The sequence below is a fragment of the Blautia sp. OF09-25XD genome (assembly GCF_003482095.1).
Classification (GTDB): domain Bacteria; phylum Bacillota; class Clostridia; order Lachnospirales; family Lachnospiraceae; genus Fusicatenibacter; species Fusicatenibacter saccharivorans.
In genome coordinates this window covers 375,375-401,321 of the sequence record NZ_QUMG01000001.1, presented here as the reverse complement: position 1 = coordinate 401,321, position 25,947 = coordinate 375,375, and the positions used below count along the sequence as shown (strand labels likewise).

The window sequence follows — 25,947 nt, the reverse complement described above, 5'->3', positions numbered from 1 at the left end:
TCTAAGTTACTTTAGTTTGCTTGTTTCATATAAAACTGCAGCATAAGACATAATTTTTCCGGTGGAAGAGTTAAACAATCTTTGATCTTCTTTTCCGGGATATGCCGATTCATAGCTTCTGTGATGTTTGATACTTCATCTTCGGAAAGTTCGAGTATATATCTTCGGATAACATCTTCCAGATTCCCGGAAAGATCCCAAGATTGACGCACATCATAAACAGAAATGGTTTCTGCGGCAGATTCTTCATCTGCCTCCAAGGAGGATGTGTTGTCTGACGTATCATAAATTACAGAATTCATTTTTTCGTTGACAGCATTCTGTAATTTTAAAGTGGCACTATCATCTTCCAATTTCTTTAACTGTTGAAGCAAAAAAAGATTTCCTTGCGGGCCATTCAGTTTCGGATCATCCAGATCCAGAGAACAAAATTCATCTTCGCTGAGTTCGAATAACATGCCGGAAGATTTCCCTTCTTTTAGATCATCGCGTATTTTTGCTTGAAGACCTTCATCCGGAAAATAAAATTTCTCCTGGTGATTTACTGTATGCAGGTTTCCGTTTTTATCACGGAAAATTTCAACTGGATGGGTATAAGGTCCATATTTTTTTGCCTTCAAATAAGAGGGATCATGGAATGGCTTATATTTTTTGTCGATGATTGGTTTACTTGCAAATGGAAGAATGATGCAACTGTCTTTATCCATTTGTGCAACTTCATTTGCATCCATAAGCGAACGCTGCAGGCGATCGTAGCTTGTGCTGCTGCTTCCGTTTTGACCGTATGAAACACTACCGGATGCCTTTTCGATTGTGGCAGCACCCAACATTTTACTGATAGTTTCCTGGGTGTCATACGCACCACGGCCGGAACCAAGAAATAAAAATACAGCACAGGAATCCATGAATACTTTCCATCCGTCACCCTTGTACATGGTTTGCAGCTGACTAATTGATTGCAGGAACAGCATGACAGCAATGTTACGAGATCGAAGGGTTGTGATTAAATGTTCAAAACCTTCCGGCCGTAACCCGTTGCCAAACTCGTCCATCCAACACTCAACACGAATAGGAAGAACACCATGGTAATTCTGATCTGCTTCTACCAAAAGTTCATCGAACAGCTGTTGATAAAGCATATTTCCCACAAAATTGTAGCTGCTATCGTTTTCTTTTAGGACTAGAAATAATGCTACTTTACTTTTTCCATCCCTGTGCCAACCGGTTCCAAGTTCCCATAAGTTCATATCATCTGCTTCAAAAATGCGCTGAATAGATTTCGAATAAAAGAACTTGAATTTTCCATTTAAAATTAAAAGAACGGAAGCAACTGTTTCGGGCGCACCTTCTTTTAATTTACGATAATCTCTGACAGCTGGATGATCTGGATACATATCTGCTAATGCATCCATTAATAAAGATAATTCTGTGGACTCTTCTTCATCCTCAGAGCGAGGTGGTACTTTTTTACTTTCCAGCTGCATGAGCTTTGTTACTTGATTTAAAGTTTGCGTAGCATATACAGGTTCCCATTTTAAACCGGCTTCTGCAAAAATCTTTTTTTTATCTGGTACAGATACAGCCCACACGAAATAAAAGAGAGACTGCAGATAAAGAGCGCAACCATCATCCCAGAAAGGGTCGCCTTTTTGGGCATCCGGGGGTTCCACAGACTTGAAAATATTCATAATCAATCGTGGAATATCATCTTCTGTTCGGATATAAACAAAAGGATTGTATCGATCAGAAGATTCCATGTTTTTTAAGTTCAAAACACGGATCTGATAACCGTTCTTTTGCAAATAGTTTCCATATTTTTCCACAAGTTCACCTTTAGGGTCCATGAATAAATAGGAAGAAATACATTTTAAAATATTTGGAGCAATCACAAATAATGATTTACCGGTACCAGGAGCACCGACAACAATCATATTATTATTTGGAAAGGATTTCGAACCGGATAAAGCCTGATTTACGTGTTTGGAAAGAATGCGGTTATTTTCCGGATGCTTAAGATCGGCCATGCGTTTATTTGCAGTGTCCGGATCATCCCATTCTGCAGAACCATGTTCGATGTCTGAATGTGTGTTGCGATGCGTATCCAAATAAAACGCAAGAAAAAATACCCATCCGGTCAGACCACATCCAAGACTAATCAATGTGTACTGATTAAAACAGCGCCATGGATGATTCATCCATGACGCTGTTTTAAGATTTATATCATTACCAGGTTCACCCAAAATACCTGCAAATACAAGGCAGATTAATTCGACCAAAATAAGAATAAGCACAAGACTTTTAATTGGAATCTTTTTTTTCTTTATCATTTTTTCTCCTTATATTAAAGCTTTAAGTCTTTTTTCCTTATAGGGGAAGATTTAGGCTTGTGTTTAGAAGCAGGATTTTGAGAAAACTTTAAAATCTTATTTTGATTCTGGCCGAACTGTTTTGTTATGTTTTTGCGTCGAACTGGATCATAATAAGGTAGTATTTGCGCTCCTTTCATATTCAATAAAGGATTCGATGTTGGTGAATCATTTTTAAAAATTTCATATTCCTTTTGTGGATCAATTGCTGAAACAAGAGTTTTTCCGTCATCAGCAATGGAAAAAAGAGGAAGTTTGATATGCAATTTAGAACCAGGAATACGAGAAATAAAAGTCTTGTCATCCATAATATCATCAACAAGACTACAATTAATGGTAACGGGAAAAGCTGCTTCTTGAGTAGAAACATCTGGAGAGCTTTGTGAAACAGTTTTTTCCATAGATTTTGCTTTTGATGATTGCTTTTGAGGAGCTTCGGACGGAGTTTCAGTTTCTGCATACGGAATATAATCTAAACGATGTGTTTCGTCAGATTGTTCTGTATACTTGGAAAATTCTTTTCCAGACAGACTGCCGGAAGGAGTCTGAAGAATCCCTTTTTCATCCGGACGATAGACATTATAATTTTTTTCCGGATCAAGAAAAATAATAAAGCCCTTACCATTGTCAACGGAAAGAGCTTCCTGAATACGAACATATTCTCGGTCACCTGTCTGCAGCGCAATTTCATCTTCTCTTCTGGCAGCTACTCTTTGAGAAGGAATATATCGTTCGATTAACCCTGGTCGGTTCTTTAAGGTTTCATAACGATCGACTTCTTTCCCAGCCAGGGCTTGCTCAAAAGACTGTGCATTCAGATTTTTTCCTTTCTGCCAATTTTTTGGATCGGTTTTTTCCTTTATTTCCGGCGAAGCTGTTTTCATATAATCTTCCTCTGACATACGGCCAGAATCAAAATATTCTTGTTCAGTTATATCTTCTACCAAATTTTTAGCTGCATCCGGAAATTCTTCTAAATATGCTTTAATAGCTGCTGCGAATTGTTGCAGAGATTGATTCGCAACGGCAATCTGGATGTGATTATCTCCATATTTAAGATCCGGAAGAACAGAATAGTTCACGCCACGTTCGTCCAATATATCCAGGAATTGCTCTAGTTGCTCATTATCTTCCGAAGCATCTCCGAGTGCAAGACTTTTGATTTTATAATTTCCGGAAGTAAGAGCTTTCAACTCTTCAAAATCCAGTGGACCACCAAGATCGAGCTGGTTTGTTACATAAGATTCGTATAATGCCTGCCATTTTGCAACGTCTTTTCCACGTATGGCAATTTGCTGGCAGGAATCCTGAATATCCAGATCAGGAAGGAGACAGTAGGTAATTCCAACCTCTGTCATGGAATCCATGAGTTTATCCAACTGTTCCGGATCGCGTGTGGGGAGATTTGCGATAATATAATCTCCATCACAGGCTTTCATGAATTGTGTAAAACTTTTGAAGTCTGACGTGGAGATTATATGTTGCTTATGTAGTTTCATACAAAATTGAATCAGTCGGAAGGGAGAAAGCAGAGCTTTATTTACTACCTTTCCGGTTACACTACCTGCGGAAGCTGCTGCTTTAACAGCCCCTTTAAGAACAATCATTTCTGTGTTGACCAAGATAGCAAGGTCACCACTTCCACCTGCATCTTCAGCTGCCATTTTTAATACCTCCTTTAAATAACCTTTTTAGTTGTCTTTTTTACCTGCTTCTCGGGTTTCTGCTCAGGACGTTGCATTTTAGAAAGTAATGTATTTGTTCTTTCCTGCAAATTACCCAATGTACGCTCCATAGCGTAAATCTTACGCTGGACAGAAGCAATCTTACCCTTTTCTGGGTCCCACGGGACATATTCAAGAAGTTCTTTTCCGGTCAATGCCCGGCCAACGTTTTTTACACTATTGGAAACATCTTGTACGGCCTGCTTTGCATCGTTCAGCCGCTGGAATAGTACATCGAGAGAATCCTGCGTATGCTGCATTCCCTTTTGCAACGAAGCCAAAGCTTTTGGAACATGAATTTTTTCAGCAAACGATAAAAGCGCATTTTTTCCAGCAGTTTTTAATTTACTCTTAGTCTGCAGAACAACATTGGCAAGGCGGGACTTGTTAAGTGTTATGAGTTTTTCACTCTGATCAAGATTATTCTGTACAGTATCAACACTGTCAGAATCATTAAAAAATCTTTCGTCAATAGAATTTACCTGTTCTTTGAGTTCCCGGAATTCTACTTGCATTTTCTGATGCTCTTCTTGTAATTTATCCAGATGACTTCCGAGATATTGCAACAGATTAGCTGCTTGAGACATATCATTTTTCAGAAGAGCCTGTAGTATCTCTTGAAATGGTTCCTGATCAACCAATGGAAGAGATATATCCATAAGATTTTCCATTTTTGCTTGTTGATGTTCTGCCTCCGGACTTTCCGGAGTGGTGTTTTGATGCTGCATAACTTCTTCATTGTTGGATGAAGGGATACTAATTTCAGGTGCAGAATTAAGATCAAGGACAGCAGTTTCTTCTGGAGTTTGTTCGGAAAGCGGAACTGCAACTTCTTCGTTTGGCTTTTCAAGAGTAATAGAACTTCTGGTTGGCCGCTGTGGAAGTTGTTTTCCAGAATTTAAACATTCCCTTGCTTCTCTTACATAGGAAAGTAGAGCATTTGCATAAGATACATTTTTTGAATCACAATTTAACTTCTGCAATCGTTTGGCTCCAAGTTCTGTATCGTTTAATTGTTGATGCCGCTCAAGGTAATCCGATAAAGCAGGTGGAGTGCTGTGCGTAACGCCATCCATTAACGTGTCGGCCACTTTAACTTTAGAAAGATCAAGGAATGCATTATACTCCTGCGGCGTACCATTCATCAAATAATGAAGTTCATAATTAAGAACACCGGATTCTTGGTGAATCAAAAAGCTATCTGCGTCTGATAATGGGATTTTGTCTCCGACGGACAACTTTTCTACTGTACTTTGCAATATAAAAATCATAGGCTCTTGTACATCTAATTTACTTTGAGAACCCCATGTTTCACGGCGTTGCTGCATAGTAGCCAAAGGGAGTTTGATTCCATTTTTAATCTCTTCATCTGGCATTCCAGAAGCTTTTTCCAAGTTGATTTCATTAAGCTCATCATTAGTCAGTTGATATATGTACCTTCGAATAACATCGCCCAAAAGCCCGGTCAAGTCCCAGTCTTTCTTTCGTTCTTCAAAATTATTTTCAATTTCTTGTGACATAAGAACCCTTCTTTCTTTTTAGTTCATGTGTTGTAACTGATCCTGAAAGGATGTTGAAGTGTTGGATAAACGATTGGCTGTACGTTTCATTCCATATAATTGCTGAGAGTATAAAGTGATCGCGTGTTCTCTTTGATTTAAAAGGTATAGATTGATTTCCTCTAATTCTTCGTTGGAAAGTTCGAGAGTATGACGATCCAGAAGAGTTTTTAATGTGGATGAAAAATCCCAATCCTTTTTCCGGGGGCCCAGTGACTCTGACATATGGTTTCCTCTTTTCTACAAGTCAAATTTTACTCATCGTTTTTTTGGGACGTTTCAGTGGATGCTGCGTAGGACGTGACTTCTGTTTGCGCTGCTCTTCATATTTGTGGTCAATATATGATAAGTCCTGATCGCGAAGCGCACGTACATTTTCAGCTCGTAATTCATAGTCAGATCCATTACTTGGCTTACCTTCTGCAGCGAGATCTGCCTCGATTTCATCAAGAGATTCATAGTATGATCGGTAAATACTCGCAACTTCTTCCACGTCTTCCGGGGTATAACCATTTTTCAAGGCAATAATTTTATGCTTTTGGACCCGAGGATCTTCTTCTTGCTCAACAGTCTTATTTGGTTCATCAAATGCTATTTCCTGATCTATTTCTTGACGTAATTTTTCTGCTTTCATTAGGTCAAGTGTAGACACCATCGCAGATAAAAGCTGTTTTTGATTTTCAACCAGTACTTCTTGTCGCTCAATTAATGTATCTATATCCATAGTTTCTTTCTCCTTTTTTGTAATAAAAAAGACTGCTTAGCAGTCTTAAATGATTGGGCGTTTTTGGGAACATTTTGTATGCTTGTTTACTGTTTTTTGCCTTTTGAAAATATTATTTGAAAAGATATTCTTTTTTGATATATTCTTCTAACGTCATTCCTGCGGCAGCAGATTCCTGATTAAGTTCTTCCTCTACAGGAATTAAATCCGGAACATAATCTGTAAATAGCGGCTCATCAGGCAAATCTAAACCAGAATTAAGGCAGTATCTACATTTGGATACATATTTATCAAAATCTGTCAAGTATTTTTGCTGCCATGATCCTTTCTTTACAGATTGCTCGTTAAAAATCTCGTGAATTTTCATGGATTTCTCAGAAAGTTCCGCTTGCATTTTGTCAATAGACTTATAGTATGATCGGCAAATACTAGCAATTTTCTCCGCTTCTTCTGGAGTATAACCCTTTTTCAAGGCATTAATTTTATGTTTTTGAATCCGAGGATCTTCTTCTTGCTCAATAGTTTTTTTCAGTTCAGCAGAAAGCTGTTTTTTATCTTTGATTGGTCTTTTTTGTTTTTGAATTAATGCATTAATATCAAATTTCATATTTCTTTCGCCTCTTTCATTTTTTCTCACTTTTATAATAACAGAAAATTAGGTATATGCAAGAAGCCGGGGATAGATTGCTGAACATAGGTTAAAGGGTTGGCTGTTTTTTTGTGGCTTTCTTATTCGTTGTTTGCTGCTTTGGAGAAATAAAATCATTTGCAGCATATTCCTCTACCGTCATTCCCGCAGCAGCAGCTTCCTGCTTAAGTTCTTCCTCTATTTTTTGCCTTTCTGCAATTAAAGCTGGATCGTAATCTTTTAACATCGGTTCATCGGGTAAATTCAAACCAGAATTAAGGCAGTATCTGCAGTCGGATACATAGTTATCGAAATCTATCAAGTATTTTTCCTTCCATGATTCTATCTCTACAGATGGCTTGTCAAACAGAACATGCACTGTTACTGATTTATCGGAAATTTCTTCATGTGCTCTCAAATACAGCACCAGCTTATTTAAAAGAAACAGTCCATTGGTACGGATTTTCTCTGCAAGTTCCGGTGTATTACTGGATGCCACCGAATCATAATACTCAGAATCATATGCATACATAAGTGCCATATTATGAAGGTGATCGATCAAGGAACCCTCATAATCACCGAAATCCTGGCGGCCTTCATAGGAAAAATTTTCTTTCCCCATATTATAATTCAACAGGAATTTTGTCTTTTCATAATAGTGGCCGCCATATTGTTCTCGAATATCGGCATCAATTAATTCAAACCTTTTATTTGCTTCTGCGATCGGAATAACCTCGCCATCTTCAAAATCGTTACACTCTGACCAAGTTATTGTAACAGTAGGTTCTTTACAGCGATCCTGATAGTCCTTTGCAACACGTTCGATGCAATCATATTCGGAATAAATACTGCTGTCAGCATACATATCATATGCCTCTTTTGCGAGATCTTTCGAATATTTATGTGGTACATCATATGAATTTTCCAATTCGGCAACCATAAAACTGGTAACAAATTCTTCGTGGGCTTCCATAACTTCTTCGGCCGTCAAGGTATATTCTTTCCCATCTCGTTGTATTTTCATGTTTTTACTTCTTCTTTTTTTTGATTTGTGGTTCAAAAAAGGCAGCCTCAAAATTAGGCTACCTTTTTCGGAAAATTTATAAGTATCAGTTTTCCTTGGAGACTATGAATTCCAGTTTTCGTTCTCCATATACGCTATTAAGATGTTATTGAGGCGCGAAATATTATGTTTATTTTGCTCGATTTGCTTTTGAATCCAGTTTTTCTGTGTCTGATTTGTAATGTCACTTAAATCATACTTAATAATAACGTAAGTATCATCATATTTTGAGATTGCCGGTGAATCCATGGGAAGAAAAACCCACTCGCCAAATATGTCTCCGGTTTTGTATAAGTAATCATCTACAACCAGAACATATACGCCGGTATGTTTGATTTTATTGATTTTGTTCTGCATTTTTCTCCATTTCATTTAAGGCAGATTCAGAAAGTGGTGCATCACCGGCATCAGAAGTATTATTGGAATCTTCCTGGTGCCCTGTGGTGTCTGATGTATTTGCATCCATTTTCTTCATTTCCAGTACCTCACTCTCTGTCATGCCGGCAAATTCAAAGGAAAAGTCCTGGGAATTTTTGTTGTATGTAACCAGAGTTACGGTTCGGTTACTGTCATTCAGTACGAGATAGAATGTTTCCTTACTTGGTTTATAGGTTCCATAGGCCAGATATTCACCTTCCGTTGCTGTGATATTGTTTTCCGTGATCCATTTATGCAGTCTGCAGGGAAGAAACCAGCTTTTATTGTAACCATAAGCGTCTGTACATATGGCTGTGATAGAGTGGGCGGAATCTTCTTTTACCGGTGTGCATTTCTTCAGCCAATCGTCTTTCTCTTCATCAGACATATAGATCCAGTTACTTTGATTGATAACTGGAAGATAGTCGTTATTTTCATAAATATAATCTTCCCCAAGGATATGGTATTTATCTTCTTCTGATACAGAGGAAGAAGTAACCTCCCTTTCACTGGAAGAAGATGTTTCCGTTGTCTGTGTTTCTTTTCGTTGCTCTTCTTTTTCACTCAAACTTCTTTGGTCTATGTAATCGAGTGTTTCCTGCAGCGTGCTTTCTATGGTACGTTCAGACTCAGCTTTTTGGATGTTTTCAATATTCTGTTTGATATAAGAGTCAATTTCGGATTGCTGGTCATCCGATAAGTCTTTTACGGCATCCTGAATCTGCTGGATTGCCTCTTCCTTTTTTTTACTGTAGTCTGATTGCTCCACGGTAATAGAATGTCCAGTATTTGAGTTGCTGGAATCTTTATGGATAGCGACCGCGCCTCCAACCGTTGCTATTGCAAGAGCGGCCGCCGCTATGCTTATGGCAACCTCTTTTTTTGAAAATTTTCTTTTACTCATAAATGCCTCCAACAAAAAATGTCGTAAGAGAAAGATGAAATTTCCCTTAGCGACCTTTTTTTCTTTTTAACACCTTTTTTATTTCGAAACATCAATCATGTAGTCAACAACCTTCTTGTAAAGCTGCCGTTTTTGTTCCGAATAACCGAAATATTCAAATGCAAGATCTGGGGAATATTCGGCTTTTTCGACAAGCCGCTGCATAGCCACCAGTTGCATCAGAACATCCTCTCGTTTTTCTTCCGTATCAAGCTGCAGCTCACTTCCTAGCTGCATCCCAAGAATTAAAATAGCTCCGGCTTTTATCCGTAGGATTTTGCATTCTATTTCTGTTATTTCCATTGAAATCCTCCCCATTTTCTTATAAGCATAGTCCAACCACTTTTTTCTTTAGCATTGGTTTTGTTTTCACGGATGTGATTGGCGTAACTGCCATGTCGGAGTTTACTATTGCAGGTTGTTCATCATCTTCCAGTATAAGAGCATCTGTTCCTTTCTCATCCATGTTCAGGAGCGCATTCAGTTCTGCCAGTCGCTTTAGCTTTTCAGCGAGTTCTTCTTCCTGTTGGAATGGTTTCGTTACTTCTATTTTCGCTGATTCTAATTGATTAGTTAAGGTTTCAAGTCTGTCTTTGGCTTCGGCAAGCTTATCCGGCATGGTTTTCAAAACATTGTTCAATCGAATAATATTTCCAACTGGATCAGGACCAATCTCAACAGGGTGGTTCATAGCTCCCTTAAGTCTCAAAACGAATTTTCTATTAAAGGAATCGAATGCTATATTCATTGAAAATCCGAGATATGTTCCGATTTTGGCAGTTCCATCCGCATCAGTTTGAAAAAATTTTATGATAGCGTTTCCTGCATCCTTTCTTGTGTCATACACACCTGATCCAACCTGCATATGGAACTTATCTTTGCTTGTGGCAGCATTTTGTTCATAGAGAGCTATATCCTGTTCAAGTTTTTCGATTAGTTCTTTCACCATAACGATTTGGCGTGGATAATGCTGAACAATATTATCTTCCATCCGGTATTTTTGACTTGTATAGTTTGCTTTTAACAGTCTTAAACGTGATACCTGAATGTCAAGATCCATTTTTTCTTTGATATATGGATTTCCGGTTGCAAGAGCCTTTACTTCCGCATAGGATAGAGCGGATTCGTCTACATCTTCACAGCTACGGACCGGCGATTTGCTTGTCATGATCTGGCTGATGAATTTTTGCTTGTTTTCGATCAGCTGCCAGGAATAAGCATCAAATGTTCCTTCTGTAACATAACGGAATATTTTTACCTTGCGGTTCCGGTTTCCCTGCCTTAAAATACGTCCTTCCTGCTGTTCAATGTCAGTCGGTCATTTTTTGCGGACAGTTCATACATGCTATCCTTTTCTGTTCTCTGCTCCTGCGTTTGCTCTCGTTTGATTTCTCCCTCCGTATCTTCTTGGCACAAGCAGGACAATACCTTGATGCACCAGAGCCCGGGACATATTCAACGCCGCACACCGTACAATTTTTAGCGGGCATTGCTGCCCACCGTTTTGTAGGTATGATATGTAATTCATCGACAAAGCCGATGAATTTATAGTAAATCTTGATTTCCTGCTTCACTGTTCCGTCTGCCATCTTCTCACGCTCCGAAACAAGTATCTTGTCTATGAGTGCGTTTATAACTGTTGCATCCAGTTCTTTTAAGCCTTGATAATTTCGGATAAGGGCGAGGAAGTCACGGATTCCCCGTGATTTCTCGTAGCTTTCATTAAGAGTTTCCGTCACCTCTTTCAGCCTTGCTTCAATTTCAAGCTGCTCTTTCTGGTATTTCCCCGACATCATCTCAAAATTCCGCTCGGTAATACGCTCCATGACCTTATCCTCGTAGAGAGAGGAAAACAGCCTGTCCAGTTCCGCAAGGCGTTTGTTCAGCTTCTTACGTTCTTTCTCTAATGCTTTCGCCCTGCTCTGGTCTGTTTCCGTGAGCCGCTTTTCTATGGCCCTGACCGCCTTTTCATCATTCACTGCCATATCCGCAAAACAGTTGATGTCGGCAAGAACGGCATTGAATAAATCCCTTGCTTCTATATTGTGGGCACTACACTCGCTTCTTCCGTTTCTTGCATAATTATTACATGAATACTGTACACAGTCGATAATCTCTGGGCGTTTCCTCCTGTGTACGTTCATTGCCCGCAGAGCACATCCGCAGTCCACACACTTGATAACGCCTGCAAAAATATTTACAAATCCTCCCTTGTTCTGTGGAAGCCTACGACTTGTAATAAGCTGTTGGACAATATCAAATTCCTCCTGCGTGACTATTCCCTCATGGGTATTGGGTATCACTTCCCATTCTTCGGGCAGCTTAGAGGGGCGTTTCTTGCTTTTCATATTGGCGGCAATCCGTTTGTAGCCTACAAGATTTCCCGCATATATCGGGCTTCTTAAAATGCTCCTCACGCTGTTCCCACTCCAAATATAGCGTTTGTCCTCGTTCCCCTCAAAATGACGTTCAAAGCCTGTTTCGCCACGCTCCGCCGCATAAGCGGCAGGGCGTAGGATATGCTGTTTATTAAGATGTCTGCAAATTTTGGCAACTCCATTCCCTTTTAATGCAAGGTCGAATATCTCTTTTACAACATGTGCCACTTTATCATCTATCAGCAGATGGTTGTGGTCGGCAGGGTCTTTGATATAGCCATAAGGGGCGGTAGTTCCCATGAATTTCCCCTGTTGAAACCTCGCCCGATATGCCGATTTTATCTTAACAGATATGTCAGCGGCATACATTTCGTTTAAAATGTTGCGGAAAGGCGTGATGTCCATAGCAGATTTATTCAAGGTATCTACGCCGTCATTGACCGCTATATACCTCACGTTATGCTCTGGGAAGAAAACTTCCAGATATAACCCACAATCAAGATAGTTTCTCCCCAGACGGGATAAATCTTTCGTAATCACGCAGTTTATCAGACCGCTTTCAATGTCTTTTATCATATTCTGGAAACTTGGTCTTTGGAAATTTGTACCAGAATAACCATCGTCCACATACGTTTTTGCTATGTGCCATCCCTGCTTTTTCACATAATCCGTGAGGATGGATTTCTGTGTCGCAATGCTCGCACTCTCGTTATCCGTACCATCGTCTTTAGATAAGCGGCAATAAATGCCGACTAAATAGATTTTCTTTTCTTCTTTGATTCCTGCCATACTGTAAAACCTCCGTATCTGTCCTATCTGTTTTCATGTCCCATTGCGTACATTCTAAGCGGACAGCCCCTCATTGTCGAAGGTGTCGCCCTCGGCAATCTTCTTCCGAATATCCTCGGAGATAATCGGGACAAACGCTTCTGTAACGGTCTGTGTGCCGACATATTCACGGCTGATTATCATCTGCACTGGTGCTTTTGGCACGATACGCTTTCTCTTTTTATCTGCTTTCTTATCCTCGCCCATACTTAAATCTTCCTTTCCAGACAGGGCAGGGAAGAGTTTGGAAATGTCCCCGCCCTGCCAATCAGATACCATTAATCCTCGCTGTTTAATTCTTTCTGTAATGCTTTAAGGAGTGCCGCCGCTTCATCAGCGTTCAGCGTGATTCCCTTGCCGCACTTTTCACGGTTCGGGGAAAAGCTGCGGATGTCATACTTCGGCTCTTTCCCATTCCATGAAATGAGATTGATTTCCTTTGTGTAGCCACTGTCGCCCGTAGACAATACTGCGATTTCCTTTACGATTTCATACTGGATTTCTCTCATTCTCCATACCTCAACTCTCTGTATTTACTTCCCGAAAAAAGAAGATTAGCGGCTGTCACGGTTGCGTTTCCTCTGCAACTCACGCTCCAAAAGTTTGATGATGGTTTCCTCCATCTGCTTCGGCGTTGTGTTCTTCGGAAAGTATTTTTTCAGCTTGCTTGTGTTGATTTTCAAGGTTTCTTTCTGGTTGCCCTTTTCCTCCGTCATAATCGCAAATATCGTATCCATGTCAAGCCGCCCGCTCTGGCTTAACTGTTTCATCCGCTGTGCCTGTGAGAGTGAGGGCGTTGCTTCTTCGCTCTCCATCGTGGCAAAGAGGTTTTCCTGCTCGTCTTTCTTCAAGAAGGACAGTTCCACCGCAGGCGTGAGGGCGATTTTCCCCTCGTCCACCATCTGCAAAATCGGCGGTATCAGTTCCGTCAGGCGGATAAAACGCTGCACGGTCATCCTGCCCACGCCGAAGCCCTGTGCCACCTTGTCGTCCGTCCGCAACTTCGTCACAACTTGTGACGAGGTTAAGTCTGTGCGGAAACCCTGCCGCTTCATGGCTTCGGATTTCATCTTGTAAGCAAACGCCCGCTCCGATGGCAGGATATTCTCACGCTGCAAATTGCTGTCTACAAGGGTGATGATGGCTCGGTCACGGTCTAAGGGCAGGACAAACGCAGGCACGGTATTTATCCCTGCAAGTTCAGAAGCACGGACACGCCGCTGTCCTGCAATCACTTCATAACCGTCCCCGTCCTCTTTCGGGCGTGTGATTATCGGCGTGACAATGCCAAATTCCTTGATGCTTTCCGCTAACTCTGACAGTGTTTCATCTTCTGCCACATGAAACGGATTGTCGGGGAACGGGTACAAGTCTTTGGTCTTTAACACCTTAAAATCCTGTTTCTTCATTCACATATCTACCTTTCTTTCGCTCTGCTTCTATGATTTTTCTGCAATTCTTCCAACACTTCGGGCGGTATTTTTGACAGCAGCCGCCCCATCTGCTCGTTGGTTCTCTGCAATTCAAATATCTTCTGATTCGCTTTCTGCACCTTTAGTTCCTGCTCGTACTTTTCATCACGCATACGCCCCGCATAGTCTGATTCCTGCCCAATTCTCTCTTTCAAACTGTCGATATACGCCTGCTGTTTCCCGATTTCCTTAGAGAATTTCTCCACGTCTGGCAGCCATGCAGAGAGTAAATCTAACGCTTTATCCCTTTTCTTCCCTGCGTTAAAGGCGTTGATGTCGGATAGGGCAGACACGATTTCTTCATACTGTTTATCAAGCCTGCCGCCTAATTTATAGAGCCATGTGGGGACGTGTTTCCGCTTGGTTTCCATTGAGGACTGCCCCCGTTCAAGCTGATTCCACCGTGAGGACATCCGCTCATGGTAGGCGGTCTGCCACTCGGATAATGATTTCTGGTTGCCTAAGATAGCTTTCGCTGACAGCTTATTGTCTGGCGTAATCGGCACAAAGCAGAGGTGCATATGGGGCGTTCTCTCGTCCATATGGACGACAGCGGAGAGGATATTCTGCTTTCCAACACGCTCCGAAATGAAGTCAAGAGCCGTCTGGAAATACGCTTTTTGTTCTTCGGGCGGTAACTGGTTCATAAATTCTGGTGAAGCTGTGATGAGCGTTTCCACCATCATCACGCTGTCTTTCCTTGTCCTGCACCCCGCTTCGGCTACCATGCGGTTAATCTCTTTCTTGTAGGTGTACTTTGGTGGTGCTATGAGATGGTAATTGTTTTTAGAGCGTTCCATATCTATATCTGGGTTGCTTTTGTAGGCTTCTTTCTTCCGCTCGTTGTGGCGTTCACAAGCCGCAACGCCGCCCGCTTTTCGTTTCTGGAAACGCAGGATTGCATAAGGCATAGGCGGATTCCTCCTTTCTTTCGGCGGGTGACCGTCCTTTGGGGTGACAGCGGTGACGGTGGTGACAGCAGTTTTGGGATACCCCCTGCCGACTGCCGCAACTGTCACCCTCACCCCCTGCATGACGGTCATGTCGATGATGACGGTGTTTTTGGGATACCCCCCTCGCAAGAGCCGTCACCGTCATGCCGCCATTCTTTTATCCGAAGCCGTAAGGCGTAGGATAGCAGGGCACAGCCCTGCCTTAAGGGAGTCCAGAGGGAACGTCTGGCACACGACTTTGCAGGGCAAAGTGTAGTGTGTTACACCCTGTAAACGCAGTCGGAAAAATCGGAATGATTTTTCTGACCGCAGGGGTGGTTTTACACGACCGAAAAGGGCGAGTAAATCTCACGCCTGCATTTTGCGTTTACGGGGTGTTCTCCCGTAGGGATGACAGCGGCAGGGTATCCTAAAATCACTGTCACCACCGTCACTGCTGTCACCCGCAGCAGAGCCGCCAGCTTTACATGGCTTTAAGCGTCAATGACAGTAACAGGGGGGTATCCTAATATCGCTGTCACCACCATCACCGCTGTCACCCGCCCTCCTTGCAAGGGCAATCCGCCTGCCGTCTTTCCTGCGGCTGTACTGGTAGCAGATACGGTTCTCGCTTAAAAATGTGGTGCGGTATTCATTCAGCCATTTCGTAATCACCGTGGGTATGGTTTCCGTTTCCCCCATAGCGGCTAACAGTTCCGTTGCCGTGCCTATCCATTCTTCCTTATCCCTCATAAAATCCACCAACCGAAAAAGGACATCTGGTATCGTTTCTTTCGCAAGCTGCTCCTGCGTTTTCCGCTCCACAAGCTCCCAACGGCAATCACGGAAACGCAGCGTGTATTCCTGATAAGGCGTGTCCCTGCCCGTCACATACAGCTTGGCGGTGTCAGACGCACGTTTCTCCTTTTCCAGAACAAAGGTAGCGTCCGCACTCCCCGTTAATCCTGTCGTCCCAGACACCTTGTTGAACACGTCGCTGTCATTCTGCTTTCGGATGTGGTGTACGACAATGACCGCCAGAGAGTGCCTGTCGGCAAAGTCTTTGATGAGGGAGATGTCCCCATAGTCGCTTGCATAGGCATTGTCTTTTGAAGCTGTACGGACTTTCTGCAAGGTATCAATGACAATGAGCCTGCTGTCTGGGTAATCTTTCAGATAATCTTCAAGCTGCACGATAAGACCGTCTGACAGCTTGCAGCTTGCCACGGCAAAGTGGAGCCGCCCGCTTGCTTCGTCCGTCAAACGAAATAACCTGTCCTGTATGCGGCAGAACGTGTCCTCAAGGCAGAGGTAAAGCACATCGCCCTCCATTGTCGGCATATCCCATAAAGGGATTCCCTGCGACACGCATAAGCATAGCTTCAGCATGAGCCAGCTTTTGCCTATCTTCTGTGAGCCGCAGAACAGCGATAAGCCTGTCGGGATAAGGCTGTCCACCACAAAGGATGGTTTCTCAAGCGGTTCATAAAGGAGCGTTTCGGCGTTGACTGTCTGTAACTTCTGCATGGCTTTCCTCCTTTCGGGCGGTGTCTTTGTTTTCGTTGCACATAGGCGTTGACCTCCTTAAAAATAGATTTACTCCCACGGAAAAAAGTGAGAGTATGTAATGCCGCCAATCCCACACAAATAAAAAACAGATTTCTTTTTCGGGCGGTGTCGGTCACGGTTGGAGATATTTCTTCAATTTCCGCCTTTACTTTCTCCTTTGCAATCGCAACAGATTTCTGTATTGCCGAAGCGGTGCAATGCTCCATAGCGGCGATTTGGTAAAAATTGAACTCATACTCGTAGTAGAGCAGGAAACGCCGCCTTTGTATCTCTGGAAGGCTCCCAACCGCCTTATAGAGCGTTTCATTCCGTTCTTCCTCAACCATGCGTTCATCAAGGCTCTTAGGCACACGCAACGCCCGTCTGTAAAGGGTTTCGTCCCATACCTCGTTAAACTCCCTGTGCCGCTCGTCCCATTAGAAAAGATTCCTGTTCCTGCGCTCCATCTGCCGAAACTCCATAAAGAACTGTTCCGACACTTCCAACTCGTGGGATTTGCCCTGCCCGTCCTTAAAGCTGATAAAATACCTTGTGCCGCTTTCCGTGGATTCCTCCCGAAGCGTGTATGCCTTAACCCTGTATGCCATCCTGTTGTCCTCCTGCAAAAAATGAGTGAGGGGATTTCCATCCCTCACCCAGTAGCCCGCAGGATGGCAGGCTGTTTTAGAAGCTATAAAATTTTCCGCAGCTTCTTCCGCAGATGGTCTAACCTCGCATAGATGGCACCAGTCGTCAAATGCACAAGCGGGGCAATCTCCTTTGTGGAATACCCCTGCATTTTCAGCAGGACGATTTTCAAGGTACGCCCGTCCACCGTGACTAATACTTGATAGAGATTTTCGCTCTCAATCTCTTCCAGTAACTCCGCAACCGTACCCACTTCCGCCTGCCGCTCCCTGCCTGCCATGTCCTCAAGATATTCCGCAACGTCATTCGTCCATCGGTAAAACCGCCTGTTGGAATTGAAGTCTGCCCTGTCCGCCATGCGTATCTGCTCAATGGTCGCTTCATCAACGCCGCACTCACGCAGCAGCTTTTCCTCCGCTTCTTTCCAGATACGCCATTTCCTGTCCTCCCGTCCGTGGTTGTATGCCATTCTTACTTCCTCCAATCAGAATTGATTGAGAGGGCAGAGAAAAGCCCCCTCATCTTCCCAAAGGAAAAAACAAGGGGGCTGAACGCCTTAAATTTTAATTTTCTATTATCTTTCTTAGTTTTATTAGGATTCTGGCTTTGCGTTTGTTTACAACGCTCTGGGTTATGCCCAACCTCGCCCCGACTTCACGCTCGGAAAGTCCGTCAAAAAAGATTGCCTGTATCAGCTCCTGTTCACTATCCGACAGCAAAGGCAGGGCGGCTTTCAGCCTGTCCACCATGACCGCATTGACAACGGTTTCTGCAATGTCCACCGCTTCATCAGTGATAAAGTCCAGAGGATTCCCCTCGCTGTCCGTAAATCCGTCGAGAGATAGCAGTCTATTCTTTGTATCTAATTTTTGCAGATAACGCCACCGTTCCTTGTCACGGTAGAAGTCTGTGTATTGCTCCCTCACGACTTCAAGCAGACAGCCTTGAATGGGGATAAACAGCTTGTCCATATAGGTCTGGTCGGATTCCCTGCAACGGCAGAACTCCGTGTAGGATAATTCCACATAGCCGCCACTTTCTCTGATATATACCTTTCTTGGTGCATATTTCACCATAAATACCTCCCATCTGAATTTTTGAAATGTAAAAAATCCAGATGGAGAGGCGGAGAACGACACCGCATATCAGAAACAGCCCTACGGCACTTTCCAACAAAAATCGACAAAAGAAAAACCGCAAAGGCTCTGTGACCTTTACGGTTATAGGAAATAGTAATTCTATTGTATGGAGATTGTACTTCTACTTTCAAGGTGAGAAGTACCGTTGCACTGGCAGAAATTTTTTTAACTGGTTTCCTGCCGTTCTCTGATATGCTATGTATTGATAAATTTTGCTTCGTATGAGCAGATAGATAACTGCCCGAAAAAAGGACATAAAAAAATCCCTCCAAATTTAAAAACAAATTCAGAGGGTAATTTAGGGTATAACAAAATAACCCACCCGAATATCGTTTTTTTTATTTGGTGAGTTTGTTCTTTCAAATACGAAACAAAAAGAGCCGATGATTCGTGAATTGTTCCACAATTTCATCGGCTCTGCGTCTTAAGCGTCTGGCTCTTTGATGACAGTTATCTTCAAGTTGTCAACTTTAATCAATCTTTCTTGTCTGCATTTTGGACAATAAAGGGGATAATTCTCCAAAACAGTGTCCTTCCTAATTTTATTACGGGTTTTGCTCCCACAAACAGGACACAATATCCATTCGCATTTCATCATAATTAGTCTCTAATCCTTTCAAATCTCATTTTATATGACTTTTGCAAGCTGTTAAGCTAACTTGTGGAACATATGCCGAACCTTATCTATACGGCTATTCGGGCGGCGGGGTTGGCAAATAAATTTACCAATAGCTGGCTGGTATCCTTTTAACTCTGTCAAGCAGACTCCCTGCCCATTTGTGAAATAAGTTAAATCGTTCCTGTATTCTTGAATACATCTAGCAGGGATTTCTCCTTTCAGAATGACCTCGTCATTCTTTATCTGAGTACTTACAATATCTGCACAATACCTTGGAGCATCATGATACGCCCGTGAGAGATATTCCTGCGGTGCATAAATTTCAAAGTGGAGATATGGCTCTAATAGTTCTGTCCCTGCTTTTTTTAAAGCCTGCTCCAATACGATAGGGGAAAGCAGCCGAAAGTCTGCGGGGGTACTTACAGGACTATAATACAATCCATATTCAAAACAGATTTTACAGTCTGTCACTTTCCATCCATACAGCCCCTGCTCGCAGCCATAAAGAACCCCCTCCATAACCGCATTTTGGAACGATTGATTTAAATATCCAAGTGAAACTCTGCTTTCATACTGCACTCCGCTTCCAATAGGGAGCGGCTCTATGGACAACCCGACAGAAGCCCAGAAAGGATTTGGCGGGACTTCTATGTGGATGGTATATTCTGCTTTTCTAAGCGGTCTTTCCATATATATAACAGTAGGCTCTTTTATTTCTGCCTCCACATGATATTTTTCCTCAAGGATGGCACAAATGACTTCCATCTGCACATTCCCCAAAAAAGAAAGTATAATCTCATGCGTTGTAGTATCCACATAATATTTTAAAAGAGGGTCGCCATCTGAAATTTCTGTAAGTGCCCCAAGCAATATTTCCCGCTGTTCAGATTTCTTTACTGCAATCGTTGTTTGGAGCATAGGGAGAGGATTTTCAATAAATTTTCTCTGCGGCAACAGTATTTCGTTCCCCAAAATACTGTTTAGCTGCAAAACATCATTTGGTAAAATTACAATATCACCAGAGCAGGCTGTATCGGATGAATATAATTCACCGTTTGTCGGAACACACATCTCTGTGATTTTTATTTTCTCTTTTTCAGATATTCTAATAACATCCCTCAAATGCAATGTTCCGCTATATATACGCACATAAACAAAACGCCGCCTTTTCTCTGAATATTCAATCTTAAAAACCTGCCCGCATAGTTCAGATTGACCTTCAGGCGTTGATGAATAAAATTTACTGGCAATTACTTCTATAAGCTGCCGAATCCCCAGATTGTTTTTAGCGCTTCCGTGATAAACGGGAAATAACGTTCCGTTTTGGAATCTCCTGTTTTCTTCCTGTTCCAGTTCTGACATTTTAAACGGTTTCCCTGACATATATTTCTCTAATAGTTCATCGTTTCCCATAATTACCGCATCCCACTGTTCCATATCGTCATTGTCCGTTACATTTATATGGGGATGCTGCCCAACCTTTTGCTTCACTATAATTTCCGAAGAAAGCTTTGCTTTCATTTCCCGATATACCATTGGCAAATCAATCCCCTCTTGGTCAATTTTATTGATGAAAAAAATTGTCGGAATCTTCATTATCTGTAGTGCATGAAACAGTATACGGGTCTGTGCCTGTATGCCATCCTTTGCAGAAACTAATAATACTGCTCCGTCTAATACGGATAAAGAACGGTATACTTCCGCCAAAAAATCCATATGGCCTGGCGTATCTATAATGTTGACTTTTACATCCTCCCACTGAAAAGATGTCACTGCTGTCTGGATAGTGATTCCCCTTTGACGCTCCAAATTCATTGTATCTGTCCTTGTTGTGCCTTCATCTACGCTCCCTAGTTCTGCAATTGCACCACTGGTATACAATAAACTTTCCGTTAATGTTGTCTTTCCTGCGTCAACGTGAGCCAGAATGCCTAAGTTAATTATTTTCATGTGATTTTCCTCCTATCAACACCCAAAAAAGGGCATAAAAATACCCAGTGATAAATACTCCTATCACTGGGTAAATAACTCCAATAGCCCCAAAACACTTATATGTTTTCGGGCATATAAAATTACATGATAAAAGTATTCTTAAACTGGGTACAAAAAACTAAGCCCCATATTAAAAGTGAAACGGGACTGCTACTTTTTGTTCCCACTATCAAATTGACAGTTTATTTAAGAATACCTTGCCGCATATTTATTAACTCCTTGTATAATACTGAATCTAATTATATTCCTTAACCCTTTATTTGTCAAGCTGACAAACTAAAGCAGAAAAAGCGGCAGGATTTCCCCCTGCCACTAATCATCTGTTTATGCAAAAATAATTTCCTTTTCCACAATCTCCCTCGCACAAGCCCTTATGTTATTGAGGCATCCTGTCCATTCTAAGGCGTTTTCTGCCTTTAGCTGTTCCGTTATGCCCTGTGCCTGTTTCATACCCTCTATGAGCCTTTCAAAGCGTTCCTGTGCCTGTCTGTTGATGTCGGCAAGGTAGGCGTTTAGCCTGCCGCTTGTAAGAAGATTGGTGTATGTAACTTTACGGTACTGTTTTAGATAATCTAAATGCCGTTGCCCCCAGATGCCTATTGCCTGTTCTTCTTCGGCGGGTACAGTTAAGCACGGTATCAAATAATCCCCTTGCCTTTCGTATTTGCCGCCCAGTTCCTCAAATAATGATTTTGCCATTGTCTGTTACCTCCACATTCTTTTTTATTTTGAATGTCCGCAAAATCCGTCCTACATCGGATGGACGCCACGGTACATCAAGATGGTGCAACGCAATCAAACGATCCTGCACGTTTGTTCCAGCACCCATTTTAGAAGTAGATCCGATCAGAAAACGAACCTGTCCGCTACGGACTTTAGCAAATAATTCAGCTTTTTTCTGATCTGTATTGGCGTCATGAATAAATGCAATCTCATCTTCCGGCACACCCTTTTTCATAAGGAGAGACTTTAACTCATCATATACGCTAAAAGATTCATCCCTATTTTTCCTTGGCGTAGATAAATCACAAAAAATAAGCTGTGTAGATCTTTCTGAAGTGGTTTCTTCCCAGATATGATAAGATTTTTCGGCACACACTGCAACTTTTGAATTTTCATTCGCAGGTAGCATTTCGTTTATCAGACGCTGATCGAGAGCAAGTTTCCGGCCGTCGTTTGTTATCCTCAACATGTTGTCTTGATAAGGTGACACAAGCTGGTTTCTGACTGCTTCAGCGCGATTAGCAAGCGATGCAACCATTTCTTTCTGGTATTCGCTTGGTTTCAGAACTACATTTTCGTATTGAGCCTCCGGAACAGGAAGATTCAGCATATCTGCAGTTTTAATGTCGGCCGCTTCTTTGAATACTGAAATTAGCTCAGGAAGATTGAAAAAGCGAGAAAACCTTCTTTTTGTACGGTAACCAACCCCCTCTGGAGCTAACTCAATCGCTGTTTGTGTTTCACCAAATGATGCTGCCCAGGAATCAAATTGTGTCATTCCCAATCTTTTCAGTGTGCCGTACTGCAGATAACGCATATTTGTATACAGCTCTGTCATACTGTTGGAAATCGGCGTTCCGGTAGCAAAGGTGATACCTTTGCCGCCGGTTAGTTCATCCATATATTGGCATTTTGCAAACATGTCTGAGGACTTCTGGGCTTCTGTCTGCGGGATACCTGCCACATTGCGCATTTTGGTATACAAAAACAGATTCTTATAGTTATGGCTTTCATCCACAAACAGCCTGTCTATACCGAGTTCTTCAAAATTTACAACTTGATCTTTTCTGGTTTGGTCATAAAGCTTGGCAAGACGCGTTTCCAGACTCTTTTTGGTCTTTTCCATCTGTTTAATGGTAAAACGTTCGTCATTCTCTGCTTTTATTTCACGAAGTCCTTTTTCGATCTCATCAATCTGCTGTATGATTGTATTTTTTTTGTCGTTCATCGGAAAGAGGTATTTTTTCAAACTGGCTATGTCCGATAATAACTGCATCATAATCTCCGGTAGCAATTCTGGAACAGAATTTTTGCCGGTTTGCCGGTTCAAAATCTTTTTTCCGGGCCGCAAGGATGTTTGCCCCCGGATATAACCGTAGGAAATCAGAAGCCCATTGTTCTACGAGGTGATTTGGGACAACAAATAATGATTTCTGGCATAAACCGAGTCTTTTGCTCTCCATCGCTGCAGCAATCATTTCAAATGTCTTTCCAGCACCAACACACTGGGCAAGTAATGTATTGTTGCCGTATAAAATATGGGCTATTGCATTTTTCTGGTGCGGCTTTAATTCAATATCTGGCGTCATGCCAGGAAATGTCAAATGAGAGCCTTCATATTCCCGTGGACGAACAGAATTGAATAGTTCGTTATACGTTTCTACAATCTTCTGTCTTCGTTCCGGATCACGGAATATCCAGTCTTTAAACGCTTCTTTTATGTTTTCCTGCTTTTGACTTGCAATAGTCGTTTCTTCCTTATTCAGTACCCTCCTTTCATCAAAGGTATCATAAATTTTTATGTCTTTCAAATTTAAGGTATCTTCCAGCAACTTATACGCAGTTACTCTTGTGGTTCCAAATGTGGTATTTGCAAAAGAGCGGGAAGTTTCAGCATTTTTTCCGGCAATGTTCCATGTACTTGTTATATTCGAAAAACTTGTTTTTACAGTACCAGGATCTAATAGATAATGTGGTGTTTGAAAGACTTCCCCCATGAAGTCATCTATATACTTCGGATCAATCCATGTGGCACCAATCCTGATCTCTATCTCTGAGGCATCGAGATTTTGGGGCTGTATCTGTTTAAGTGCCTGCACATTAATGCTAAACTCAGGTTTTGTTTCTGCGTAAGATGTTGCAATTTTGAGTTTTTCCCGGACATTACCGCTTAAATATTCATCTGCAGTCTCCCATTTTCCGGTGATTGGGTCTTCAAATATGACACCGCGAAGTTCTTCCACAATTTCTTTGGTATCTTTTCCGGAAAGTTCACTCATATACGGAAGATCAACAACAGCCTTTTCTGAAAGAGATACGGTCAATGCTTCACTGGCTGTGTCAACGCTTGTAACAACTTTCTCCTGCTTAATTGTACGCTTTTGGAATATAGCAGCCTTTTCCTTGAAATTTCCTTCTTCATCAAGGTTTTCTAATGAGCAAATCAGAGAATAACTGGAATCCTGATCAAATGCGATTCTGTTTGCACGCGAATTCAGTATACCGAATTTTGCTGTATATCCATCATACAACGCACTCAGTTCTTCCTGCTTTTGTTTAATGTCTGCATCGGAATACTCATTCAGCTGCAAATTAATTAACGCACGAGTACAATCCCGGATGCCGATCATTCCCTTGATCCGCTCTTTTGCTGTGGCCGAAACGTCAACAGGACGCATAACAGAATTTTCCCGGTAATAAATTTCCTTTCCAACAACCGTAAAGCTATAATTTTTGACGTTCGGATCTGCAGAAAGTAGCTCTTCTAAGTCCTCCGTAAGAATCTCTTCCGGATCAATCGCATCAAATTCTCCATTGATATTTTGCAGAGACTCCTGTAATTGTTCTTCAAACGGTTGCGAATCATCTGCTGTGCAGGTACTTTCCATTCCATAAGGACCGGATACCATTTCCATTTTTCCAACAATTTGTTCTGGATGTTCAACAAAATAATTGTTCATGGTAATGTCTGATCCATCTTTTCCAAGATAGACCCAATCCGGATCAGAAACAATCATATGATCCCGTTTTTTCAAAAACAAAATATCGGATGTTACTTCTGTTCCTGCATTCGATTTAAAGGCTTTATTTGGAAGCCTGACAGCACCAAGTAACTCGGCCCGTTGTGCCAGGTATTTCCGCACTTCCGGATTGGACTTGTCCAGTGTTCCTTTGCTTGTGATAAAGGCAACAATACCACCGGGACGTACTTTATCCAGTGTTTTTGCAAAGAAGTAATCATGGATCAGGAATTTGTTCCGATCGTATTTCTTATCTACCACCTTGTATTGTCCAAACGGAACATTTCCAATGGCAAGATCAAAAAAGTTATCTGGATATGTAGTTTTTTCAAAACCACATATCTGTATGTTGGCATGTGGATACAGCTGTTTGGCAATCCGTCCGGAAATACTGTCCAGTTCAACTCCATATAAGTTGCTTTCTTTCATGGAGTCCGGCATCATGCCCAAAAAGTTTCCAACTCCCATTGCCGGTTCCAGAACGTTTCCTTTGGAAAAACCCATTCGTTCCAAAGCACTGTAAATTTGCCGGATAATCACTGGACTGGTATAATGTGCGTTTAAAGTGCTTTCCCTGGCCATACGGTATTCATCCGGCGATAATGCAGCCTTTAATTGCTGATATTCTTCAGACCAGTTTGGTTTGCTTTCGTCAAAGGCATCCGCCAGTCCACCCCATCCAATATATTGACTGAGAACCTGCTGTTCTTCTGCTGTAGCGTATCTGTTTTCCGATTCGATCCGGTTAAGCAGCACAATGGCAGCAAGATTCCTTCTGAATTTCTCTTTTGGAGATCCTTCCCCCAAATGGTCATCACTGATCTGAAAATTGGAAGCTGCACTTTTATCCGGTGCAGCTTTACTTTCTTCTTGTTTTTCTTCGGTATCTGGCGTCGTTTCGTCTGGAATAGAATTTTCAATGTCTCTTCCATCTGCAGCAAGTTCATCGGCCCATGCCATGGCATCTTCCAAAGATTCAAAAGTTTCCAATGGCGGATAACCTTCTGCATCATAAATGGAATATACGGCATTTCCTTTGTTGATCCACAAAAAGACATCCGAAAAAAGCCTTGCGCTCCATTTTGTTGGATTTCCAAACGCATCATCTGCCTCATGTACCACCTGCCAGGATAACCGTTGCAGTTCTTCCCCATCAAGTTTGGCACCAACTTCCGCTTCATGTCGATCAATGTCTTCTTCAGCAAGAATGTCGATATAATAGTC

At 41.9% G+C, this 25,947-nt stretch carries 21 protein-coding genes and 3 pseudogenes; all 24 read right to left on the bottom strand.

The window, feature by feature from the left end; genetic code table 11:
- Nucleotides 1-11: 11 nt before the first annotated feature.
- Nucleotides 12-2,327: a VirD4-like conjugal transfer protein, CD1115 family gene (locus DXA93_RS01900; RefSeq protein WP_118595993.1), complete on the bottom strand. Its 2,316-nt coding sequence runs from the start codon at nt 2,325-2,327 to the stop codon at nt 12-14.
- A gap of 14 nt (nt 2,328-2,341) precedes the next feature.
- A complete protein-coding gene (locus tag DXA93_RS01895; protein WP_118595994.1) occupies nt 2,342-4,030 on the bottom strand; it encodes a hypothetical protein in 1,689 nt (562 codons plus the stop codon).
- Nucleotides 4,031-4,044: 14 nt separating this feature from the next.
- Complete coding sequence (locus tag DXA93_RS01890; protein WP_119207654.1) at nt 4,045-5,610, bottom strand: DUF6674 family protein; 1,566 nt, start codon at nt 5,608-5,610, stop codon at nt 4,045-4,047.
- Between the two features lie 18 nt (nt 5,611-5,628).
- On the bottom strand, nt 5,629-5,874 hold the full coding sequence (locus DXA93_RS01885; RefSeq protein WP_118595995.1) for a hypothetical protein: 246 nt from the start codon (nt 5,872-5,874) through the stop codon (nt 5,629-5,631).
- A 22-nt stretch (nt 5,875-5,896) separates the two neighbouring features.
- A complete protein-coding gene (locus DXA93_RS01880; RefSeq protein WP_117805187.1) occupies nt 5,897-6,373 on the bottom strand; it encodes a hypothetical protein in 477 nt (158 codons plus the stop codon).
- A gap of 112 nt (nt 6,374-6,485) precedes the next feature.
- Entirely contained in the window at nt 6,486-6,980 is a 495-nt protein-coding gene (locus DXA93_RS01875) for a hypothetical protein (protein WP_117805188.1), read from the bottom strand.
- Nucleotides 6,981-7,071: 91 nt separating this feature from the next.
- Nucleotides 7,072-8,025: an LPD25 domain-containing protein gene (locus tag DXA93_RS01870; protein ID WP_118595996.1), complete on the bottom strand. Its 954-nt coding sequence runs from the start codon at nt 8,023-8,025 to the stop codon at nt 7,072-7,074.
- A gap of 102 nt (nt 8,026-8,127) precedes the next feature.
- Nucleotides 8,128-8,421 carry a hypothetical protein gene (locus DXA93_RS17685; RefSeq protein WP_117805190.1) on the bottom strand — a complete coding sequence of 98 codons (294 nt, stop codon included), beginning with the start codon at nt 8,419-8,421 and terminating at the stop codon, nt 8,128-8,130.
- Entirely contained in the window at nt 8,402-9,385 is a 984-nt protein-coding gene (locus DXA93_RS01860; protein ID WP_118595998.1) for a hypothetical protein, read from the bottom strand. Before DXA93_RS01860 ends, DXA93_RS17685 begins: the two co-directional genes overlap by 20 nt.
- Nucleotides 9,386-9,463: 78 nt before the next feature.
- Complete coding sequence (locus DXA93_RS01855) at nt 9,464-9,727, bottom strand: hypothetical protein (protein WP_117805192.1); 264 nt, start codon at nt 9,725-9,727, stop codon at nt 9,464-9,466.
- Between the two features lie 19 nt (nt 9,728-9,746).
- Nucleotides 9,747-10,592, bottom strand: coding sequence for a helicase (locus DXA93_RS01850; RefSeq protein ID WP_118595999.1), 846 nt, complete (start codon nt 10,590-10,592; stop codon nt 9,747-9,749).
- A gap of 142 nt (nt 10,593-10,734) precedes the next feature.
- Nucleotides 10,735-12,591 carry a recombinase family protein gene (locus DXA93_RS01845; protein ID WP_001820670.1) on the bottom strand — a complete coding sequence of 619 codons (1,857 nt, stop codon included), beginning with the start codon at nt 12,589-12,591 and terminating at the stop codon, nt 10,735-10,737.
- A 54-nt stretch (nt 12,592-12,645) separates the two neighbouring features.
- Nucleotides 12,646-12,837 (bottom strand): hypothetical protein, encoded by a 192-nt coding sequence (locus DXA93_RS01840; protein WP_001820669.1) that lies wholly within the window; start codon nt 12,835-12,837, stop codon nt 12,646-12,648.
- A 71-nt stretch (nt 12,838-12,908) separates the two neighbouring features.
- Nucleotides 12,909-13,139 carry a YdbC family protein gene (locus DXA93_RS01835; protein ID WP_001206986.1) on the bottom strand — a complete coding sequence of 77 codons (231 nt, stop codon included), beginning with the start codon at nt 13,137-13,139 and terminating at the stop codon, nt 12,909-12,911.
- A 45-nt stretch (nt 13,140-13,184) separates the two neighbouring features.
- Nucleotides 13,185-14,039 (bottom strand): ParB/RepB/Spo0J family partition protein, encoded by an 855-nt coding sequence (locus tag DXA93_RS01830; RefSeq protein WP_000743700.1) that lies wholly within the window; start codon nt 14,037-14,039, stop codon nt 13,185-13,187.
- Nucleotides 14,040-14,047: 8 nt separating this feature from the next.
- Nucleotides 14,048-15,013 carry a MobV family relaxase gene (gene mobV / locus DXA93_RS01825; protein ID WP_001820668.1) on the bottom strand — a complete coding sequence of 322 codons (966 nt, stop codon included), beginning with the start codon at nt 15,011-15,013 and terminating at the stop codon, nt 14,048-14,050.
- A 515-nt stretch (nt 15,014-15,528) separates the two neighbouring features.
- Nucleotides 15,529-16,561 (bottom strand): annotated as a pseudogene (locus DXA93_RS01820) (AAA family ATPase).
- Nucleotides 16,562-16,715: 154 nt separating this feature from the next.
- Nucleotides 16,716-17,190, bottom strand: a pseudogene (locus tag DXA93_RS01815) (RNA polymerase sigma factor).
- Nucleotides 17,191-17,273: 83 nt separating this feature from the next.
- Nucleotides 17,274-17,699 (bottom strand): sigma-70 family RNA polymerase sigma factor, encoded by a 426-nt coding sequence (locus DXA93_RS01810; protein ID WP_000323895.1) that lies wholly within the window; start codon nt 17,697-17,699, stop codon nt 17,274-17,276.
- Between the two features lie 94 nt (nt 17,700-17,793).
- Nucleotides 17,794-18,303 (bottom strand): sigma-70 family RNA polymerase sigma factor, encoded by a 510-nt coding sequence (locus DXA93_RS01805; RefSeq protein ID WP_105116765.1) that lies wholly within the window; start codon nt 18,301-18,303, stop codon nt 17,794-17,796.
- 490 nt (nt 18,304-18,793) lie between these two features.
- A complete protein-coding gene (locus tag DXA93_RS01790; RefSeq protein WP_004614788.1) occupies nt 18,794-18,964 on the bottom strand; it encodes a cysteine-rich KTR domain-containing protein in 171 nt (56 codons plus the stop codon).
- Between the two features lie 54 nt (nt 18,965-19,018).
- Nucleotides 19,019-20,938: a tetracycline resistance ribosomal protection protein Tet(O) gene (tet(O), locus tag DXA93_RS01785; protein ID WP_000691758.1), complete on the bottom strand. Its 1,920-nt coding sequence runs from the start codon at nt 20,936-20,938 to the stop codon at nt 19,019-19,021.
- A gap of 366 nt (nt 20,939-21,304) precedes the next feature.
- Nucleotides 21,305-21,679: a TnpV protein gene (locus DXA93_RS01780; protein ID WP_001129922.1), complete on the bottom strand. Its 375-nt coding sequence runs from the start codon at nt 21,677-21,679 to the stop codon at nt 21,305-21,307.
- Nucleotides 21,660-25,611: pseudogene (locus DXA93_RS20420) on the bottom strand (DEAD/DEAH box helicase family protein); the annotation flags it as partial. The gene DXA93_RS01780 and the pseudogene DXA93_RS20420, both read right to left, overlap by 20 nt.
- Nucleotides 25,612-25,947 lie beyond the last annotated feature (336 nt).

Bases quoted from the DNA above. Each gene is read 5' to 3' on its own strand.
- DXA93_RS01880 (WP_117805187.1), bottom strand. From the start codon at position 6,373: ATGGATATAGATACATTAATTGAGCGACAAGAAGTACTGGTTGAAAAT.
- DXA93_RS01850 (WP_118595999.1), bottom strand. From the start codon at position 10,592: ATGACAAGCAAATCGCCGGTCCGTAGCTGTGAAGATGTAGACGAATCC.
- mobV (WP_001820668.1), bottom strand. From the start codon at position 15,013: ATGCCTTATGCAATCCTGCGTTTCCAGAAACGAAAAGCGGGCGGCGTT.
- DXA93_RS01840 (WP_001820669.1), bottom strand. From the start codon at position 12,837: ATGGGCGAGGATAAGAAAGCAGATAAAAAGAGAAAGCGTATCGTGCCA.
- DXA93_RS01845 (WP_001820670.1), bottom strand. From the start codon at position 12,591: ATGGCAGGAATCAAAGAAGAAAAGAAAATCTATTTAGTCGGCATTTAT.
- DXA93_RS01810 (WP_000323895.1), bottom strand. From the start codon at position 17,699: ATGGCATACAACCACGGACGGGAGGACAGGAAATGGCGTATCTGGAAA.
- DXA93_RS01890 (WP_119207654.1), bottom strand. From the start codon at position 5,610: ATGTCACAAGAAATTGAAAATAATTTTGAAGAACGAAAGAAAGACTGG.
- DXA93_RS01835 (WP_001206986.1), bottom strand. From the start codon at position 13,139: ATGAGAGAAATCCAGTATGAAATCGTAAAGGAAATCGCAGTATTGTCT.
- DXA93_RS17685 (WP_117805190.1), bottom strand. From the start codon at position 8,421: ATGCAGAACAAAATCAATAAAATCAAACATACCGGCGTATATGTTCTG.
- DXA93_RS01895 (WP_118595994.1), bottom strand. From the start codon at position 4,030: ATGGCAGCTGAAGATGCAGGTGGAAGTGGTGACCTTGCTATCTTGGTC.
- DXA93_RS01900 (WP_118595993.1), bottom strand. From the start codon at position 2,327: ATGATAAAGAAAAAAAAGATTCCAATTAAAAGTCTTGTGCTTATTCTT.
- DXA93_RS01870 (WP_118595996.1), bottom strand. From the start codon at position 8,025: ATGAAAATACAACGAGATGGGAAAGAATATACCTTGACGGCCGAAGAA.
- DXA93_RS01860 (WP_118595998.1), bottom strand. From the start codon at position 9,385: ATGAGTAAAAGAAAATTTTCAAAAAAAGAGGTTGCCATAAGCATAGCG.
- DXA93_RS01790 (WP_004614788.1), bottom strand. From the start codon at position 18,964: ATGAAATGCGAATGGATATTGTGTCCTGTTTGTGGGAGCAAAACCCGT.
- DXA93_RS01830 (WP_000743700.1), bottom strand. From the start codon at position 14,039: ATGAAGAAACAGGATTTTAAGGTGTTAAAGACCAAAGACTTGTACCCG.
- DXA93_RS01875 (WP_117805188.1), bottom strand. From the start codon at position 6,980: ATGAAATTTGATATTAATGCATTAATTCAAAAACAAAAAAGACCAATC.
- DXA93_RS01780 (WP_001129922.1), bottom strand. From the start codon at position 21,679: ATGGCAAAATCATTATTTGAGGAACTGGGCGGCAAATACGAAAGGCAA.
- DXA93_RS01855 (WP_117805192.1), bottom strand. From the start codon at position 9,727: ATGGAAATAACAGAAATAGAATGCAAAATCCTACGGATAAAAGCCGGA.
- DXA93_RS01885 (WP_118595995.1), bottom strand. From the start codon at position 5,874: ATGTCAGAGTCACTGGGCCCCCGGAAAAAGGATTGGGATTTTTCATCC.